Origin of the sequence: Streptomyces sp. WAC07094 (assembly GCF_036320405.1) — a bacterium.
Taxonomy (GTDB): Bacteria; Actinomycetota; Actinomycetes; order Streptomycetales; family Streptomycetaceae; genus Streptomyces; species Streptomyces lannensis.
In genome coordinates this window covers 4,258,047-4,274,871 of record NZ_JAVMJZ010000001.1, presented here as the reverse complement: position 1 = coordinate 4,274,871, position 16,825 = coordinate 4,258,047, and the positions used below count along the sequence as shown (strand labels likewise).

The window sequence follows — 16,825 nt, the reverse complement described above, 5'->3', positions numbered from 1 at the left end:
TACCCGGCCATCCGCATGACGTACGAGGGGATTTCCGTTGGTCCGAGCACCTGCGTCCGCGGACGCGTTCTGGTCCGGCGTCGACCTGCACCTCGAACCGGACGCGGCGGACGGTCGCCGCGCCGGTCTGGAGCGGGCGCTTCGGGACGCCGTGCGGGACGGCCGGCTCGCACCCGGATCGCGGCTCCCGGCGACCCGGAAGCTCGCCGCCGAACTGGGTGTCTCCCGGGGCACCGCGAAGGCGGCGTACGACCAGCTGGTCGCCGAGGGGTACCTGACGGCGCAGCAGGGCTCGGGCACCCGGGTCGCCTCGCTTCCCGCGCAGGCGCCCGCGCGGGACGAGGGCGCCCCGCACACGCGTGCCCCGCGTTTCGACCTGCGGCCCGGCAGTCCGGACGTCGGAGCCTTCCCCGCAGCGGCCTGGTTGCGGGCACTGCGCCGCGCGATCGCGACCGCGCCGTCCCTCGCCTACGACTACGGCGATCCGCGCGGCCGTATCGAACTGCGCACGGCGCTCTCCGGCTATCTGGGCCGGGCGCGCGGGGTGCCGGCGCCTCCCGAGCGGATCGTGATCACCTCCGGCTATGTGCAGGGGCTCGCCCTCCTCACGCGTGTGCTGGACGGCGCGTCGATCGCCATGGAGGATCCCGGCCTGCCGTTCCACCGGGACGTGGTGCGGCACAACGGCGGCGGCGTGGTCCCGCTGCGGGTCGACGAACGGGGTGCTCGCACCGGGGACTTGACCGACGAGGCGGCCGTGGTGGTGACTCCCGCGCATCAGTACCCGACCGGGGTCACGCTGCACCCGGAGCGGCGCCGGGCGCTGACGGAGTGGGCACGCGCGCGGGGCGGACTGGTCGTCGAGGACGACTACGACGGGGAGTTCCGCTACGACCGGCAGCCCGTCGGCGCGCTCCAGGGGATGGCGCCCGACCATGTGGTCTATCTGGGCACCGCCTCCAAGACACTCGGTCCCGCACTGCGCCTGGGCTGGATGGTGCTGCCGCCGCACCTGGTGGACGCGGTGGCCGACGCCAAGCTGCACAGCGACCACCACACCGAGACCATCGGCCAGTTGGCCCTCGCGGAACTGGTCGAAAGTCATGCCTACGACCGGCACATCCGCGCCTGCCGGCTGCGCTACCGGCGCCGACGCGACCAGCTCGTCGACCGGCTGGGCACCCGTCGCCGCGTCCGGGGGATCGCGGCCGGTCTGCACGCACTGGTCGACGTCCCCGACGAGGAGGCGGCGGTGGCGCGGGCCGAGGCGGCGGGGCTTGCGGTGGGGCGGCTCGGCGACCACTGGCACTCGTCGGGCGGGGGACGGCCGCAGGGGCTGGTGGTCGGGTACGGAACGCCGCGGGAGCGGGCGTATCCCGAGGCACTGGACGTCCTGGGACGGGTACTGGACCACCTGGACGGCTGACGAGGGGCGTCCGGGGGCCGGACGGGGCCCGTCCGTCGAAGATCACGTCCCCGCCGTCGCCGAGCTGCGTGGCCGCTGCGATCGGCGGGGCAGGACGTCCTCCCGGCTGCGCACGCCACCGGGCGGCGCGCTAGACGGCCACCAGCGGCGCGTCCTTCTTCCACTTGAGGATCTTGTCGAAGCTGACCACCGCACCGCCACGGTCCGGCTTGTTGCCGATGTGGACGTGATCGGCGAGCTGCTCGATCAGGCAGAGCCCACGGCCGTGCTCGGCGTCGGTGCGGGCCGGCCGGATCGCCGGACGGACCCTGCCCGTGGGAAAGCCGGGGCCCGAGTCGGTGACCTCGATGCGGCACGTCTCCCCGTCGAGATACGCCGTGACCCGGTACGCCTCGCCGTGGGCGGCGCCGCCGCCGTGCTCGACCGCGTTGGCGCAGGCTTCACTGAGCGCGACGGAGAGGTCGTAGGAGATGTCGGGGTCGACGCCTGCGGTCTCCATGGTGCCCATGAGGAGCCGTCGGGCGAGCGGCACGCTCGCAGCCTCGCGCCGCAGATGGAGTGACCACCAGATGCTCATGCTCCAGCCTCCTGGCCGCGGCTCGACATACCGTTACGTATTGCCACGACTGCCCGCGTGCAATCGCCCGTTGGACGAGATCCCGCTCGATCGGCGGATGCGCCCGGGCCGTGCGCGGGTGTAAGGAGTGGGCGCGGACAGCAGGAACACGGCAGAAGGCGATCTTCCGGATCACTCTTCCGATAACCGCATGGATGCCACCTTGCGGACCTGCCGTACGGAGCCCACGGGGCCAGTGGGATGATGAGCCCGCCATGAGTGCCCCTCGTCAGCGCACGGCGCGCACCGGACACGATCTCCGGGTCCTGCGGGCCGCGGTGTTCGCCGCGGTCTGCGTCGTGCTGGCCGCGGCGGGGCATGCGCTCGCCTCCTGCGCCACGGTTCCGCTGTGGACGCTGGGCGCCGGATTCCTCGGCGTGTTCGCCGTCGCCGTCACGCTCGCCGGACGGGAGCGCTCGCTGCCCGGTATCGCCGCGGTCCTCGCGGTGGGCCAGGCCGTGCTGCACACCCTGTTCGGGCTGGGGCAGCACGCCGGTGTCATGTCGATGACCCCGAGCGCGATGTCCGCGCCCGACGCCACGCTCGTGGCGCGGGCCGCACACATCATGTGCGGCGCCACGGCGGCGACGATCTCCCCGGCACAGGCCCAGCGGATCCTCGCCGATGCGCGGCTCGGCACGGGGTCGGGCATGGCCGCCATGCACGACCCGGCGGACGCCCTGTCGACCACCGCCGGCTCGTGGTGGTCGATGCTGCCGTCCGTGCCGATGCTGCTCGGGCACGTACTCGCCGCGGTCGCCGCGGGCTGGGTTCTGCGCCACGGTGACATCGCACTGCTGCGGCTCATGCGGCTGTCCGCGCACGGAGTCGCGGAGGGGGCGCTCGTCCGGTCCCTGCGATCGGCGTTCGCGCTTGTGCGCGCCCTGCTGGCCGGGCTCCCCGAGGCGCCCGACGAGAGGACGCGCGCCCCACGCGCCTCCTTCCTCGTGCCGCCGAAGCAGCGGACGAGCGCACTGCAGCACACGGTGATCCGGCGCGGACCGCCGTCCTCCACTCCTCACGTCCTCGCTGCCTGAACACGACGCGCCTCTCCACTCGTTCCTCCGGGAGGGCTGCCGTCGTGCAGCACGCGTGCGCGCCCGCCCCGTGCCACACCCGTGGTCACGCCTGCACCCGCGCACCGTTCTTCCCAACGGACTCACACTCGAAGTGGAGTGCTCCAACGCCATGAAGGCCATCAAGGGTTCCCTGAAGGCTTCGCGCCTCGCCGTCGCAGGCACCGCCGCCGCCTCGGCCGTTCTCGTCCTGTCCTCGCCCGCCTTCGCGCACGTCACCGTGCAGCCCGAGGGCGAGGCCGCCAAGGGCGGCTACGCAGTCGTCGACTTCAAGGTCCCGAACGAGCGCGACGACGCCTCGACCACCAAGCTCGAGGTCAACCTCCCCGCCGACCATCCGCTGGCCTCCGTGATGCCGCAGCCGGTCGACGGCTGGACGGTGCAGGTCACCAGGTCCAAGCTCGACAAGCCGCTCACTCTGCACGGTGAGCAGATCGACGAGGCCGTCACCAAGGTCACCTGGACAGCCACCGGCAAGGGCATCGAACCGGGCTACTTCCAGAAGTTCCCGCTCTCGGTCGGCCGGCTGCCCGAGGACGCCGACCAGCTCGTCTTCAAGGCCCTGCAGACGTACTCCGACAAGGACGTCGTCCGCTGGATCGAGGTGCAGAAGGACGGCCAGGAGGAGCCCGACAACCCGGCCCCGGTGCTCGAGCTGGCCTCGGCCTCCGAGGGGGGCCACAACGGCAGCCGGGCCGAGGACGCCTCCGCCGCCTCGGCCTCCGGGGAAACCGCCGCGGTGAGCTCCACCGGCGGCAGTGACACCACCGCCCGCGTCCTCGGCGTCGTGGGCATCGTCGTCGGCGCGGCCGGTGTCGCGTACGGCGTCATGGCCGGCCGTCGGCGCAGCACCGAGGCCTGAGGTACCACTCGCCTCCGGGCACGCGCGGGGATCGTGCGCCATCGCCGTGGCGCGCGGCGCACGGTCCCCGTGCACACCGGAGCACTCACATCTGGGACGTTCTCCATGCGCAAGAAGACGCTCGCCGCGGCAGCCCTCCTGGCCGCCGCCGCGTTCACCCTCTCCGCCTGCGGCTCCGGCGACGGCGGGGACAAGCCGATCGCCGTGGTCTCCGCGGAATCCGGATCGGACAAGGCCGCGACCGTGCTCGACCAGCCGTTCGAAAAGCCGGATCTGGTCCTCACCGACACGCACGGCAAGAAGTACGACCTGCGTGCGCAGACCAAGGGCAGGCCGACCCTCATCTACTTCGGCTACACCCACTGCCCCGACGTCTGCCCGCTGACGATGAACAACCTCGCGGTCGCCAAGAAGCAGGTGGAACAGGACAAGCAGCTGACCCCGGCGCAGAAGGAGTCGCTGCGGATCGTGTTCGTCACCACCGACCCGGACCGCGACACACCGTCCGCGCTCGGCGCGTGGCTCAAGGGCATCGACCCCGATGTCGTCGGGCTGACCGGCGACTTCGCCACGGTCCAGGCAGGAGCCCGCACCGTCGGCATCAGCATCGAGCCACCGAAGAAGGAGAAGGACGGCAAGATCGTCTCCTTCCACGGCACCCAGGTCATCGCGTTCTCGCCGAAGACCGACGCGGGTTATGTGGTGTACGGCGAGGACGCCACCGTCGACGACTACACCAAGGACCTCCCCAAGATCATCAAGGGGGAGAACCCGTGAACCACCGCCCCGTCCACCTCGCCGTACTGACAGCGGCGGGACTGGTGCTCGCGGGCTGCGGCACGGGTTCCTCGGCGTCCTCCGAGCCCGAGCTGAAGGTCACCGGGGCCTACATGCCCGCCCCGCCCACCGGTGATCTCGCGGCCGGATTCTTCGTCGTCTCCAACTCCGGTGGCGCCGACACCCTCACCTCCGTCACCAGCCGGCTCGCCGGCGACGTCACGCTGCACTCCACCAAGGACGGCGTCATGGAGGAGGAGAAGTCCTTCACCGTGCCCCCGGACGGCCGGCTGGACTTCGAGACCGGTGGCAACCACCTCATGTTCGAGAAGCTCACCCACAAGCCCGAACAGGGCGAGAAGGTGTCCGTGCAGCTGCACTTCGCAAAGTCCGGAACGGTCACGGTCGAGATGCCGGTGAAGTCGCCGACGTACACCCCCGAGACCGGGCACTGAGAGAGGGATCACCGTGACGCAGGCCACCGCTCCCACCGGACACGTCCAGGGCGGCATCGGCGCAAAGTCCCCCCGCACACCGCGGATCCGGGGCGTCCTGGCGCTGATGGCGCTGCTGCTCGCCGTGGCGGGCACGCTGTTCGGCGGGGCCGCACCCGCCTCCGCGCACGCCGCGCTGCTCGGCAGCGACCCCGCGCAGGGATCGGTGGTCGACAAGGCGCCCACACAGATCACGCTCAACTTCTCCGAGAAGGTGGCCCTGTCGGACGGGTCGTTCAAGGTCCTCGACCCCAAGGGACAGCGGGTCGACACCGGCAAGCCGGCCGAGCTGACCGGGACGATGTACGGCGTGAAGGTGCAGCCGGGTCTGCCCCGCGGCACCTACACGGTCACCTACCAGGTGGTGTCCGCGGACAGCCATCCCGTCTCGGGCGCCTTCACCTTCTCCGTCGGGGCCCCGTCCGCGACCACGGTCTCCGCCTCGGGCCAGACCGTGGGCGGCGGGGTCGTCGGCGGACTCTACGGGTTCGCGCGCTACGTCTCGTACGCCGGCTTCATCGTCCTGATCGGCGGCGCCGCCTTCGTCCTGGCCTGCTGGCAGCGGGGGGCCGCGGAGCGGGCGGTGCAGCGGCTCGTGGTCTCCGGATGGGTGGCCCTCACCTCCGCCACGCTCGCGCTGCTGCTTCTGCGCGGCTCGTACACCGGCTCGGGGAAGTTCGCCGACGTCTTCGACCTCTCCCTGGTCGGGCAGGTGCTCCAGACCAAGGCCGGTGCCGCCCTCGTCTCCCGGCTGCTGCTGCTCGCGGCGGCGGCCTTGTTCGTCGCGGTGCTCTTCGGGGCGTACGCGAAACGGGACGCGGACGGCGAGGAGAGGGCCGGCGCGGCGAACGGGTCCGGGGCCCGGAAGGCCGCGTCGGGCGGCGACGGCCCCGATGCGGAGCGGGCGGCCACCAAGCAGGACCTCACCTTCGGACTCGCCGTCGGCGGCTTTGTCGTCGCGGCCGGTCTCGCGGCCACCTGGGCGATGGCCGAACACGCCTCGACCGGCATCCAGACCGGCCTCGCGATGCCCGTCGACATCCTCCATCTGCTGGCGGTCGCCGTCTGGCTCGGTGGTCTCACGACGATGCTGGTCGCCCTGTACCGCGTGCCGTCGATCGGGAAGCCGGCCGTCCAGCGCTTCTCGCGCGTGGCCTTCGCGAGCGTCGTGACCCTGGTCGCGACCGGTGTCTACCAGTCCTGGCGCCAGCTCGGCTCGTGGTCGGCGCTGACCGGTACGGCGTACGGACAGCTGCTCCTCGTCAAGGTCGCGCTGGTCGCCGTCCTGGTCGGTGTCGCCTGGATCTCACGGCGCTGGACGGCCCGGCTCACGGACGTGCCCGCGGCGAAGGCGCAGCGCACGGCGCAGAAGAAGCGGGTGACGGCGAAGGCGTCGGCCAAGGGCGGCGGCTCGAACGCCTCCCGGAAGGGGGCTTCGGACGCCTCCGAGCGCACCGCCCAGCTGGCCAGGCAGCGCGCCGCCATGGCCGCCGCGCGGGCCAAGCGGCTCCGTGACGCCGATCCCGCCCGTTCCGGGCTGCGCCGCTCGGTGCTCACGGAGACGGCCGTCGCCGTCGTCGTGCTGGCCGTCACCACCGCGCTGACGGCCACCGAGCCGGGGCGCACGGAAGAAGTGGCCAAGGCCGCCACCTCCACCGCGGCCCAGCGGTCCGGAACCCTGTCGCTGAAGATCCCCTTCGACACGGGCGGCCAGGACGGCAAGGGCACCGTCGAGGTCACCCTCGACCCGGCCCGTGTCGGCGCCAACGAGATGCACCTCTATGTGGTGCGCCCGAACGGCAGGGCCTTCGACGTCCCCGAGGTGAAGGTCGCCTTCACCCTCGAGGCCAAGAGCATCGGCCCGCTGCCCGTCGTGCCCGACCGCATCGCCACCGGGCACTGGTCGGCGAGCGGGGTGCAGATCCCCATGGCGGGCGACTGGAAGATCGCCATCACCGTGCGGACGTCCGACATCGACCAGACAAGCGTGAGCAAGAACGCGAAGATCGGCTGAACGACACCATGGCTGAGCAGTCCACACCCGAGGCGTCCCCCGAGGGCATCCCTTCCCAGAACACCAAGCGGGGCCCCGCCACGAAGGCCGCCCCCACGCGGCGCCCGTCCGGACGGAGCGCTCCGGACGGCACCGTCGCGGACGGCGCCGCCTCCACGGGGGCGATCTCCCGGCGCCGGCTGCTGGGCACCGCCGGTGCCACCGGGCTCGCGCTGGGCGCGGTGGGCGCCGCCGCCGGATACACCGCGGCGCCCGCGGAGCCGGAGAAAACCGCGCCCCTCACCTCGCTGGGAGCGGCCCGGGTGTCGTTCCGGGGGCGGCATCAGCCCGGCATCGTCGACGCGGCCCAGGCCCGGGGTCATCTCCTCGCCTTCGACCTGGCGCCGGGCGCGGGCCGCACGCAGGCCGCCGCCCTGCTGCGCCGCTGGTCGGCCACCGCCGAGCGGCTGATGGCGGGCGAGGCGGCCGGGCACGACGACACCGGCGTCGCCCGGGACGCGGGACCGTCCTCCCTGACGATCACCTTCGGCTTCGGCCACAGCTTCTTCTCCCGCACGGGGCTGGACGCCGGGCGGCCCGCCGCCCTGGACCCGCTGCCCGACTTCTCCTCCGACCGTCTCGACGCCTCGCGCAGCAACGGCGATCTGTGGGTGCAGATCGGCGCCAACGACGCGCTGGTCGCCTTCCACGCGCTACGGACGATCCAGCAGGACGCCGGTGGTGCGGCCCGGCTGCGCTGGCAGATGAACGGCTTCAACCGCTCGCCGGGCGCGACCGCCCGCCCGTCGACGGCCCGCAACCTGATGGGGCAGATCGACGGCACACGCAACCCCAAGCCGGCCGAGACCGACTTCGAGCAGCGCGTCTTCGTCCCCGGGTCCGGTGATCCGGACTGGATGGCGCACGGCTCCTACGCCGTCGTTCGCCGCATCCGCATGCTGCTCGACGACTGGGAGAAGCTCTCGCTCAAGGCCCAGGAGGATGTCATCGGCCGCCGCAAGTCGGACGGGGCGCCGCTCAGCGGCGGCACCGAGACCACCACGATGGACCTGGAGAAGACGACCGCCGACGGCTCGCTCGTGGTGCCCCTGACCGCGCACGCGCGCATCACCCGCCCCGACCAGAACGGCGGCGCGGCGATGTTGCGCCGCCCCTTCTCCTTCCACGACGGCTTCGACGCCGACGGAACGCCCGACGCGGGCCTGCTGTTCGTCTGCTGGCAGGCGGACCCGGTGCGCGGCTTCGTGCCGGTGCAGCGCAGGCTCGACCGGGGCGACGCGCTGTCGGAGTACATCCGCCACGAGGCGAGCGGACTGTTCGCCGTGCCGGGGGGCGCCGCGCCGGGCGAGTACGTGGGACAGCGGCTGCTGGAGGGCTGACCGCCGGCAACACCGCCCCGCACGCCCGGATGAGAACCGCGTCCGGGCGTGCGGCGCCCATTAGGGTGAGGACATGCTGGCGAGCTACACGTATCTCGGTCCCGAGGGCACCTTCACCGAGGTCGCCCTGCGCACGCTGCCCGAGACCGCGACCCGGGAACTTGTTCCCATGGTGTCGGTCCCCGCGGCGCTCGACGCCGTGCGCAACGGCGAGGCGGAGGCCGCGTTCGTACCGATCGAGAACTCGGTGGAGGGCGGCATCACCACCACGCTGGACGAGCTGGTGGCGGGCGAACCGCTGATGATCTACCGCGAGGTGCTTCTCTCGATCACCTTCGCGCTCCTGGTCAGGCCGGGCACCACGCTCTCCGGGATCAAGACGGTCACCGCGCACCCGGCCGCGCAGCCGCAGGTGCGCAACTGGCTCAAGGCCCATCTGCCGAACGCCGTCTGGGAGTCCGCCGCCTCGAACGCGGACGGCGCCCGACTGGTCCAGGAGGGCCGCTACGACGCCGCGTTCGCGGGTGAGTTCGCCGCCGCGCGCTACGGCCTGCAGGCACTGGAGACGGGCATCCACGACGCGGAGAACGCGCAGACGCGGTTCGTACTGGTCGGCAGGCCCGCCCGCCCGGCGGCGCCGTCGGGCGCGGACAAGACGTCCATCGTGCTGTGGCAGCGCGACGACCACCCCGGTGGGCTGCGCGATCTGCTGGGCGAGTTCGCCGCGCGGGGGGTGAACCTGATGCTGCTCCAGTCCCGCCCCACCGGCGCCGGTATCGGCAACTACTGCTTCTGCATCGACGCCGAGGGCCATATCTCGGACCGCCGGGTGGCCGAGGCGCTGATGGGGCTGAAGAGGATCTGCCTTCAGGTCCGTTTCCTCGGCTCCTATCCGCGCGCGGGGGGCGGGCCGGAGGACGTCCGTAGCCCGTTGCCGGGAACATCGGACGACGAGTTCATGTCTGCGGCCGACTGGGTGGCACGTTGCCAGGACGGCCGGTTCTAGACTGGCGGGGCCACGACATCCGGTCTTACCTGCAGATTTTCGCTGTCCACAGAAGTTATCCACAGGTTGGCTTCTCGACCTGGGGACAAGTCGACAACATGACATCAGAGGGTCGGCAAATCTCTCCAAAGGCTCCCATCCGTCCACCGCCGCGTCTGCAACAGTTGTCCACGTGTTTCTTTTGATCACCCCTTTCGAGTGACCCATTTACCCCCGAAGATGCAGCTAGTTCGGTTTTGTACAGGGAATTCGTCCCTGTGGGCGCGGCTTTCGAAACGATCATTGCCGGAGTTCACAGATCTTCCGCACAGGCTGTGGATAACTCCGGGACGGCTGTGGATACCTGTGGACAAGCGCATCCCAAATCCCGTTCCCCTCGGGGAAGTCGGGTCAATGGACAACTGCCGCAGTACACCCTTCCGAGGGGCGGTGACCGTTACCTTGGCACGCAGAGTAATTCCCCCATAACGGTCCAAGTGCCGCGAGTGCGAAACACAGTCGTGAGACGGATCTCGGCACCGGTAGCCTTGAGGGGTGATTGACCTTCGCCTGCTCCGTGAGGACCCCGACCGTGTTCGCGCCTCCCAGCGCGCCCGTGGTGAGGATGTCGCGCTCGTCGACGCCCTTCTCTCCGCCGACGAGCGGCGCAGGTCGTCCGGCGTCCGCTTCGACGAACTCCGTTCCGAGCAGAAGACGCTCGGCAAGCTGATCCCGAAGGCCTCCGGCGACGAGAAGGCCGGACTGCTCGAGAAGGCGGGCCGACTCGCCGCGGACGTCAAGACGGCGGATGCCGAGCAGCACGAGGCCGACGAGGAGACCAAGCGGCTCCTGCTCCAGCTTGGCAACCTGGTGCACCCCGACGTCCCGGTCGGCGGCGAGGAGGACTTCGTCGTCCTGGAGACGCACGGCACCGTCCGCGACTTCGGTGCCGAGGGCTTCGAGCCCAAGGACCACCTGGAGCTCGGCGAGGGGCTCGGCGCGATCGACGTCGAGCGCGGCGCGAAGGTGTCCGGCTCGCGCTTCTACTACCTGACGGGCGTCGGCGCCCTGCTGGAGCTGGCACTCGTCAACGCCGCGATGGCGAGGGCGACGGAGGCCGGGCTCACCCCGATGCTGACGCCGGCGCTGGTCCGGCCGCGTGCCATGGAGGGCACCGGCTTCCTCGGTCAGGCCGCCGAGAACGTGTACCACCTGGAGAAGGACGACTTCTATCTGGTCGGCACCTCCGAGGTCCCGCTCGCCGCGTACCACATGGACGAGATCATCGACGCGGAGAAGCTTCCGCTGCGCTACGCGGGCTTCTCCCCCTGCTTCCGCCGCGAGGCCGGTACGTACGGCAAGGACACCCGGGGCATCTTCCGTGTGCACCAGTTCGACAAGGTCGAGATGTTCTCGTTCGTCGACCCCGAGGACGCGGAGAACGAGCACAAGCGGCTCCTCGAGTGGGAGAAGGACTGGCTGAACGCCCTCGAGCTGCCGTTCCAGGTCATCGATGTGGCGTCGGGCGACCTGGGCGCGTCCGCCTCGCGCAAGTACGACTGCGAGGCCTGGATCCCCACCCAGGGCAAGTACCGCGAGCTGACCTCGGCCTCCAACTGCGACAGCTTCCAGGCCCGCCGCCTGTCGGTCCGCATGCGGGACGGCAAGAAGGTGCAGCCGCTGGCGACGCTGAACGGCACGCTGTGCGCCGTTCCGCGCACGATCGTGGCGATCCTGGAGAACCACCAGCTGGCCGACGGCTCGGTGCGGGTGCCGGAAGTCCTGCGCCCCTACCTGGGCGGCCGGGAACTGCTGGAGCCCGTCGCCAAGTGAGCGAGGCCGACCCCGCCGGAATCCCGTACAGGCTGATCGCGACCGACCTGGACGGGACGCTGCTGCGACCCGACGGAACGGTCTCGCATCGCACGCGCGAGGCGCTCGCCTCGGTCACCGCGGCGGGCGCGGCACACATCGTCGTCACCGGACGCGCCGTCCCCTGGACCCGCCACGTCCTCGACGATCTCGGCTACCGGGGTCTCGCGGTGTGCGGCCAGGGTGCGCAGGTGTACCACGCGGGGGAGCACCGGCTGCTGACGTCGCTGACGCTGGACCGGCAGATAGCCGGTCTCGCCCTGGCCAAGATCGAGGCCGAGGTGGGCCCGCTGCTGCTGGCCGCGAGCAGGGACGGACTCGACGGAGAGGTACTCGTCGGTCCCGGCTACCGGGCCCATGAGGGCCCGCTCCCTTACCAGCCGATACACGACGCGGCGGACCTGTGGTCCGCGCCCCTGAACAAGGTGTACATCCAGCACCCGACGTTGGGCGACGACGAGCTGGCCGAGGCGGCCGAGCAGGCGGCCGGCGGCCTGGTCGGCGTGACGATGGCGGGCGAGGGAATAGTCGAGATCCTTCCCCTGGGCCTGAACAAGGCGACGGGGCTGTCTCTGGCGGCGCGGCGGCTCGGGGTGAAGGGCGCCGACACGATCGCCTTCGGCGACATGCCGAACGACATCCCGATGTTCGCGTGGGCGGCGCACGGCGTCGCCATGGCCAACGCCCACGCGGACCTCAAGGCGGTCGCGGACGAGGTGACGCTGTCCAACGAGGAGGACGGCATCGCGGTCGTGCTGGAGCGACTGCTCGCCTAGGCGGTCGCATGTGTCGTTGCACCGGGTCGGTCGTGTCGCCGATGGTGTCCTCGTGCGGAGGATGCGCGGATCGAACGCGCGCGGGCCGTCAGGACCCGATCACGGCTTAGCAAGCCGGTGCCTTACCACTCGGCCAATCCTCCGGGTGGGCGGCCCGCGCGAATCCACTCGCGCGCTCGAAGCGGCCGCCCCGGGCAGCTCTGTACGCGGTCGGGGCTCGACGGAGGGCTAACTGCTCCGGAGTCCGCCGCGGCTGCCCTGCAGGGAGCAGGACGGACTGTCGTGCATGGACATCGCCCGGCTCCTCTCCCAGAACGTGGCGCCGGTCACCGGCGTCGTGGACACCACTACTGTGCCGGGCAACCTGATCGGGCGCCACCGAAATAAATCGCGCCCGCCGTATGCCTGATCGCGCCGGGCGTGCGGCGCGGGCGCAGTCGCTACCGGCGCCGCCACCTGCGGCGGCGCGCCTTGCTGAAGAACCAGCCGGCGGGCGGCTCGTCGGAGCGCCACGGCTGGGGGTCGGGCGCCTGGTTGCGCCAGCGGGCCGCCAGCATCCGGGCACGCGCGGACTGCTCCGTCGTGGGCGCGGACCGTATGAAGTCCTCGTCGAACACGACGCCGTCAAAGCCGTCCCCTGCCTCGCCCGCTCCATCTCCTTCAGGTGCCTGCGCGGCCATCCCCGTTCCTTTCCACTGCACATCCCCTTTGCCCAAGTGTGCATGGGTAGGGGTGAAGCCGCCGTCAAGAATGCGTTCGAAATGGCGGGACCGACGATACGGAGGCGGAACGCGTCGGGGGGCACGGCCGCAGTGCGGGCCGCACCCCCCTGGGGAGCCGGGCCCGGGCCCGGCGATCCGCCTACTCCTCGCCCGCCAGCGTCAGCGTCCGCAGCTTCCGTCCCGCGTACCAGGTGGCGGCCACGGTCACCACGACCAGCAGCACCGTCGCGGTGGGCAGCTTCACGTCGGAGGTGACGAGGGAGCTGTCGGAGACCTTGTGCGCGACGGCGAGCGCCCACTGCTGGACGCTGAGCGTGCGCGCCCCGGAGACCAGCGAGCCGAAGAGCGCCTCCCAGACCAGTGCGTACACCAGGCCGAAGACCACTGCGTGCCGGCTCACGGTGCCGAGCAGCAGGAACAGCGCCGCGTACGCGATCGAGGCGACCAGCGCGGCCACCGTGTACGCGACGGCGATCTGCTGGCCGTTGCCGTTGAGGATCATTCCCGCGACGAACGTCGGCAGCGCCGAGAACGCCATGGTGACCGCGATCGCGACGATCAGCTTGGTGAAGATGATCGTGGGCCGCTTCACGGGCTTGGCCAGCAGGTACACCACCGAACCGTCATCGATCTCCGGCCCGATGGCGCCGGTGCCGGCGATGACACCGATGATCGGCACCATCGTGGCCAGGGCGAAACCGCCGAGGACGTCGTGGGCCACCTGGTCGTCGGCACCGGTCAGCGCCCGGACGACGGCGGAGATCACGATCAGCAGCACGGGCAGTGCGCCGAGAACGAGGGCACGGCGGCGGCCGAGCAGGCCCCGGTAGGTGAGCCGGGCGACTGTGGGGTCGTACATCTTCGGCCTCCTACGCCGCGACGAGATACGAGAAGACGGACTCGAGGGACTCGTCGGACGGCGAGACCGTGAGCAGCCGGATGCCGTGCTCGCGCGCGACCTTGGGCAGCAGGGCCGTGAACCGGCCGAAGTCCACCGCCTGGATGCGCAGCGCACCCTCGGCGAGGTCGACCTCGATACCGGCCGTCGACGGGTCGGCGATCAGCGCGGCCGCGAGCGTCCGGTCGTCGCTGGAGCGCACGAGGTAACGGTGCGGGCGGTCGGTCATCAGACGGCGGATCCTGCGGAAGTCGCCGCTCGCCGCATGCCGTCCGGCCACGATCACCTCGATGTGCGAGGCGAGTTGCTCGACCTCCTCGAGGATGTGCGACGAGAAGAGCACGGTGCGCCCCTCGGCGCCCATCCGCCTCAGCAGGTCCATGAGCTGCATGCGCTGACGCGGGTCCATGCCGTTGAACGGCTCGTCGAGGAGCAGCAGGGACGGGTCGTGCACGAGCGCGGACGCCATTTTCACGCGCTGGCGCATGCCCTTGGAGTACGTGGAGATCTTCCGGTCCTGCGCGTACTCCATCTCGACCGTGGCGAGGGCGCGCGCGGCGGCCTTCGCGCCGAGACCGTGCAGTTCGGCGTTGGCGACGACGAATTCGCGTCCGGTCAGGAAGTCGTACATCGCCTCCCGCTCGGGGACGATGCCGATCTGCTTGTAGATCTGCTCGTTGCGCCACACCGGCTGCCCGTCCAGGGTGACGGTGCCGGTGGAGGGGGCGAGGAAGCCACCCATCATGTTGATGAGCGTGGACTTCCCGGCGCCGTTGGGGCCCAGCAGACCGGTGACGCCGGGGCCGATGGTCATGGTGACGTCGTTGACTGCGACCACATTGCCGAACCAGCGCGAGACGTGGTCGATGGAAAGAGTGCTCATGGGCGCAGCCCATTCCTCGGGAGGGTGGTGGTGGGCGACGGGCGGGAGATCACAGTCCGACCTTTCGGTAGCGGCGCATCAGCAGTCCGTAGCTGCCCGCGACCAGTCCCAGGACGACGAGGAGATGGACGATGCCCTGTGCGGCGGAGGGGCCGTGTCCTCCGGGATAGGAGGACGTCGCACCCAGGAAGGCCGTCTGCACACCGTCGATGAGCGTGACGGGCGAGAACAGCCCCATCCAGACGATGGCGTTGGAGTCGCCCGACTGCGCGTCGGCGATGGCCTGGATGGTGGAGACCGCTCCGTAGGAGATGGTCAGGACGGCGATGACCGCCGCGATCCCGAATCCGCGCCGAGGCGTCGCCGCCGCGATGACCAGGCTGATCCCGGCGAACAGCAGGGAGAGCAGGGCCACGGAGACCAGCGCCTGGGCGAATCCCTTGGTCTGGTGCTCGAAGTCCAGCTTCGCCAGCAGCGCGCCCACGTAGAGGACCAGCAGCGGTGCGGCCGTGAGGATGAACATCGCCGAGGCCAGCGCCGCGTACTTGGCGCGGACGTAGTCGGCGGTCTCGATGGGCCGCGAGAAGTACAGCGGGACGGTCTTGAAGCGCAGGTCGCGGGAGACCGACTGGGGCGCCTGCGAGGCGACGTACAGGCCGATGATGGCCTGCATGATGATCGCATACCGGGTGTACTCGACGGGCAGGTCCTTCGCCTTGGTGGCGACCGCGACCGCCACCATGATCAGCGCGGGCGCGCACATGACCACGAACAGCAGCATCGGCAGCACCTTGGACTTCACCGACCGTCCGAGGCCGTAGGCGCCGCGCAGGGACTGCGAGTACAGCGAGCGGCGCGCGTAGGCGCGGCCGAGTCGCGGGCCGTCGTAGTTGCGATAGCCGATGTTGTGGATCCGGGTCTGCTCGGCGCCACGGGCCGTGGACTGCTCAACCGCCATGGCCGATCGCCTCCTTCCGCTGCTCGTCGCTGTCCTTGAAGACCTCTGCGATCTGGTGCCTGCGCTGCTCCATGCGGACCAGGCCGAGGCCCAGCTCGGCGACGACGTCCCGGACGAGGTCGTACGTCTGCTCACGCTCCGCGGTCAGCAGCAGGATGTGGCCGGCGCCCGGCAGACCGCTGCTGTCGTGGGTGGTCACCCCGCGCGCCAGGAGCGCTTCGCGGACCGCGCCGGTGCCGTCCGGGTGCTCGTCGGTGTCGGTGACCTCGATCGCGAGGGTCGTGGTGGTCTGGGTGAAGTCCCGGGTGGAACTGGAGCGCAGGAGCTTGCCGCCGTCGATGACGACGACGTGGTCGCAGGTGCGTTCCAGCTCGCCGAGCAGATGGGAGGTCACCAGGACCGAGATGCCGAAGTCGGTGTGGACGCGGCGGATCAGGCCCAGCATCTCGTCGCGGCCGACCGGGTCGAGGCCGTTGGTCGGCTCGTCCAGGAAGACCAGTTGGGGATCGTGCACCAGGGCCTGGGCGAGCTTGACGCGCTGCTTCATGCCGGTCGAGTAACCGCCGATGGGGCGGTAGCGCTCCTCGTACAGGCCGACATGGCGCAGGGTGTCCGCGGTGCGCTCACGGGCGGCGGCCGGGGGCAGTCCGGACATGCGCGCCATGTGGACCACGAACTCGGTGGCCGACACGTCGGGCGGCAGGCAGTCGTGCTCCGGCATGTACCCGACGCGCTCACGGATGGCGCCGCCCTTGGTGGCGACGTCGAGTCCGAGCACTTCGGCTCGGCCCTCGGTGGCGGGGGACAGACCCAGCAGGATCTTGATCAATGTGGACTTGCCGGCTCCGTTGGCACCGACGAGTCCCGTCACACCGGGCCCGACGTCCACGGAGAGCCGGTCAAGCGCGGTCACCCTGGGGAACCGCTTGCTCAGGCTTTCGGTCGCGATCACAGTCACATCCCCGAAGGTAGTGACACAGCCCATGCCGGTCGTCAGACCCCAGAGCCGTCTTGACATCAGACTCCAGTCGTACGGGTCCTTAGGGGTCCCCCTCAGGTCGAACCCGCCGGCGGCCCCGCACCGGCG

16 protein-coding genes and 1 tRNA gene are annotated in these 16,825 nt (G+C 70.9%); 10 read left to right on the top strand and 7 right to left on the bottom strand.

Translation table 11 applies throughout. From position 1 onward, the window contains the following. Positions 1 to 37: 37 nt before the first annotated feature. A complete protein-coding gene (locus RCR19_RS18825; RefSeq protein WP_331266211.1) occupies positions 38 to 1,426 on the top strand; it encodes a PLP-dependent aminotransferase family protein in 1,389 nt (462 codons plus the stop codon). Positions 1,427 to 1,556: 130 nt separating this feature from the next. Here the strand turns inward: RCR19_RS18825 and RCR19_RS18820 are convergent, their stop codons facing one another. Continuing rightward, on the bottom strand, positions 1,557 to 2,003 hold the full coding sequence (locus RCR19_RS18820) for an ATP-binding protein (RefSeq protein WP_331266210.1): 447 nt from the start codon (positions 2,001 to 2,003) through the stop codon (positions 1,557 to 1,559). 254 nt (positions 2,004 to 2,257) lie between these two features. On the opposite strand from RCR19_RS18820, the gene RCR19_RS18815 reads away from it, so the two are divergent. The 9 genes from RCR19_RS18815 to RCR19_RS18775 all read left to right on the top strand — a co-directional run bounded on the left by RCR19_RS18815 (position 2,258) and on the right by RCR19_RS18775 (position 12,277). Next, complete coding sequence (locus RCR19_RS18815) at positions 2,258 to 3,079, top strand: hypothetical protein (protein ID WP_331266209.1); 822 nt, start codon at positions 2,258 to 2,260, stop codon at positions 3,077 to 3,079. A 151-nt stretch (positions 3,080 to 3,230) separates the two neighbouring features. Further along, the gene (locus tag RCR19_RS18810; RefSeq protein WP_331266208.1) at positions 3,231 to 3,980 is read left to right on the top strand and encodes a YcnI family protein; all 750 of its coding nucleotides are present in this window, start codon (positions 3,231 to 3,233) and stop codon (positions 3,978 to 3,980) included. A gap of 105 nt (positions 3,981 to 4,085) precedes the next feature. Continuing rightward, positions 4,086 to 4,757, top strand: coding sequence for an SCO family protein (locus tag RCR19_RS18805; protein WP_331266207.1), 672 nt, complete (start codon positions 4,086 to 4,088; stop codon positions 4,755 to 4,757). Beyond that, on the top strand, positions 4,754 to 5,212 hold the full coding sequence (locus RCR19_RS18800; RefSeq protein WP_331266206.1) for a copper chaperone PCu(A)C: 459 nt from the start codon (positions 4,754 to 4,756) through the stop codon (positions 5,210 to 5,212). Before RCR19_RS18805 ends, RCR19_RS18800 begins: the two co-directional genes overlap by 4 nt. A gap of 106 nt (positions 5,213 to 5,318) precedes the next feature. Then, positions 5,319 to 7,265 carry a copper resistance protein CopC gene (locus tag RCR19_RS18795; RefSeq protein ID WP_331269482.1) on the top strand — a complete coding sequence of 649 codons (1,947 nt, stop codon included), beginning with the start codon at positions 5,319 to 5,321 and terminating at the stop codon, positions 7,263 to 7,265. An 8-nt stretch (positions 7,266 to 7,273) separates the two neighbouring features. Then, positions 7,274 to 8,644 (top strand): iron uptake transporter deferrochelatase/peroxidase subunit, encoded by a 1,371-nt coding sequence (efeB, locus tag RCR19_RS18790; RefSeq protein WP_331266205.1) that lies wholly within the window; start codon positions 7,274 to 7,276, stop codon positions 8,642 to 8,644. Between the two features lie 73 nt (positions 8,645 to 8,717). Beyond that, positions 8,718 to 9,650: a prephenate dehydratase gene (gene pheA, locus RCR19_RS18785; RefSeq protein ID WP_331266204.1), complete on the top strand. Its 933-nt coding sequence runs from the start codon at positions 8,718 to 8,720 to the stop codon at positions 9,648 to 9,650. A 534-nt stretch (positions 9,651 to 10,184) separates the two neighbouring features. Next, positions 10,185 to 11,462 (top strand): serine--tRNA ligase, encoded by a 1,278-nt coding sequence (gene serS, locus RCR19_RS18780; protein ID WP_331266203.1) that lies wholly within the window; start codon positions 10,185 to 10,187, stop codon positions 11,460 to 11,462. After that, entirely contained in the window at positions 11,459 to 12,277 is an 819-nt protein-coding gene (locus tag RCR19_RS18775; RefSeq protein ID WP_331266202.1) for a Cof-type HAD-IIB family hydrolase, read from the top strand. Before serS ends, RCR19_RS18775 begins: the two co-directional genes overlap by 4 nt. A gap of 55 nt (positions 12,278 to 12,332) precedes the next feature. Here RCR19_RS18775 and RCR19_RS18770 read toward each other — a convergent pair. The 6 genes from RCR19_RS18770 to RCR19_RS18745 form a co-directional block, all read right to left on the bottom strand. Beyond that, positions 12,333 to 12,420, bottom strand: a tRNA-Ser gene (locus RCR19_RS18770). A 297-nt stretch (positions 12,421 to 12,717) separates the two neighbouring features. Next, positions 12,718 to 12,957 (bottom strand): hypothetical protein, encoded by a 240-nt coding sequence (locus tag RCR19_RS18765; protein WP_331266201.1) that lies wholly within the window; start codon positions 12,955 to 12,957, stop codon positions 12,718 to 12,720. Positions 12,958 to 13,138: 181 nt separating this feature from the next. Beyond that, complete coding sequence (locus RCR19_RS18760) at positions 13,139 to 13,858, bottom strand: ABC transporter permease (protein WP_331266200.1); 720 nt, start codon at positions 13,856 to 13,858, stop codon at positions 13,139 to 13,141. A gap of 10 nt (positions 13,859 to 13,868) precedes the next feature. After that, entirely contained in the window at positions 13,869 to 14,780 is a 912-nt protein-coding gene (locus RCR19_RS18755) for an ABC transporter ATP-binding protein (RefSeq protein ID WP_331266199.1), read from the bottom strand. Between the two features lie 49 nt (positions 14,781 to 14,829). Next, complete coding sequence (locus RCR19_RS18750) at positions 14,830 to 15,738, bottom strand: ABC transporter permease (RefSeq protein ID WP_059127356.1); 909 nt, start codon at positions 15,736 to 15,738, stop codon at positions 14,830 to 14,832. Continuing rightward, positions 15,728 to 16,690, bottom strand: a complete 963-nt coding sequence (locus RCR19_RS18745; RefSeq protein ID WP_331269481.1) for an ABC transporter ATP-binding protein — start codon at positions 16,688 to 16,690, stop codon at positions 15,728 to 15,730. The genes RCR19_RS18750 and RCR19_RS18745 overlap by 11 nt, the downstream gene beginning before the upstream one ends. Positions 16,691 to 16,825 lie beyond the last annotated feature (135 nt).

Bases quoted from the DNA above. Each gene is read 5' to 3' on its own strand.
- RCR19_RS18820 (WP_331266210.1), bottom strand. From the start codon at position 2,003: ATGAGCATCTGGTGGTCACTCCATCTGCGGCGCGAGGCTGCGAGCGTG.
- pheA (WP_331266204.1), top strand. From the start codon at position 8,718: ATGCTGGCGAGCTACACGTATCTCGGTCCCGAGGGCACCTTCACCGAG.
- RCR19_RS18795 (WP_331269482.1), top strand. From the start codon at position 5,319: ATGGCGCTGCTGCTCGCCGTGGCGGGCACGCTGTTCGGCGGGGCCGCA.
- RCR19_RS18755 (WP_331266199.1), bottom strand. From the start codon at position 14,780: ATGAGCACTCTTTCCATCGACCACGTCTCGCGCTGGTTCGGCAATGTG.
- RCR19_RS18805 (WP_331266207.1), top strand. From the start codon at position 4,086: ATGCGCAAGAAGACGCTCGCCGCGGCAGCCCTCCTGGCCGCCGCCGCG.
- RCR19_RS18750 (WP_059127356.1), bottom strand. From the start codon at position 15,738: ATGGCGGTTGAGCAGTCCACGGCCCGTGGCGCCGAGCAGACCCGGATC.
- RCR19_RS18760 (WP_331266200.1), bottom strand. From the start codon at position 13,858: ATGTACGACCCCACAGTCGCCCGGCTCACCTACCGGGGCCTGCTCGGC.
- RCR19_RS18810 (WP_331266208.1), top strand. From the start codon at position 3,231: ATGAAGGCCATCAAGGGTTCCCTGAAGGCTTCGCGCCTCGCCGTCGCA.
- RCR19_RS18765 (WP_331266201.1), bottom strand. From the start codon at position 12,957: ATGGCCGCGCAGGCACCTGAAGGAGATGGAGCGGGCGAGGCAGGGGAC.
- RCR19_RS18815 (WP_331266209.1), top strand. From the start codon at position 2,258: ATGAGTGCCCCTCGTCAGCGCACGGCGCGCACCGGACACGATCTCCGG.
- efeB (WP_331266205.1), top strand. From the start codon at position 7,274: ATGGCTGAGCAGTCCACACCCGAGGCGTCCCCCGAGGGCATCCCTTCC.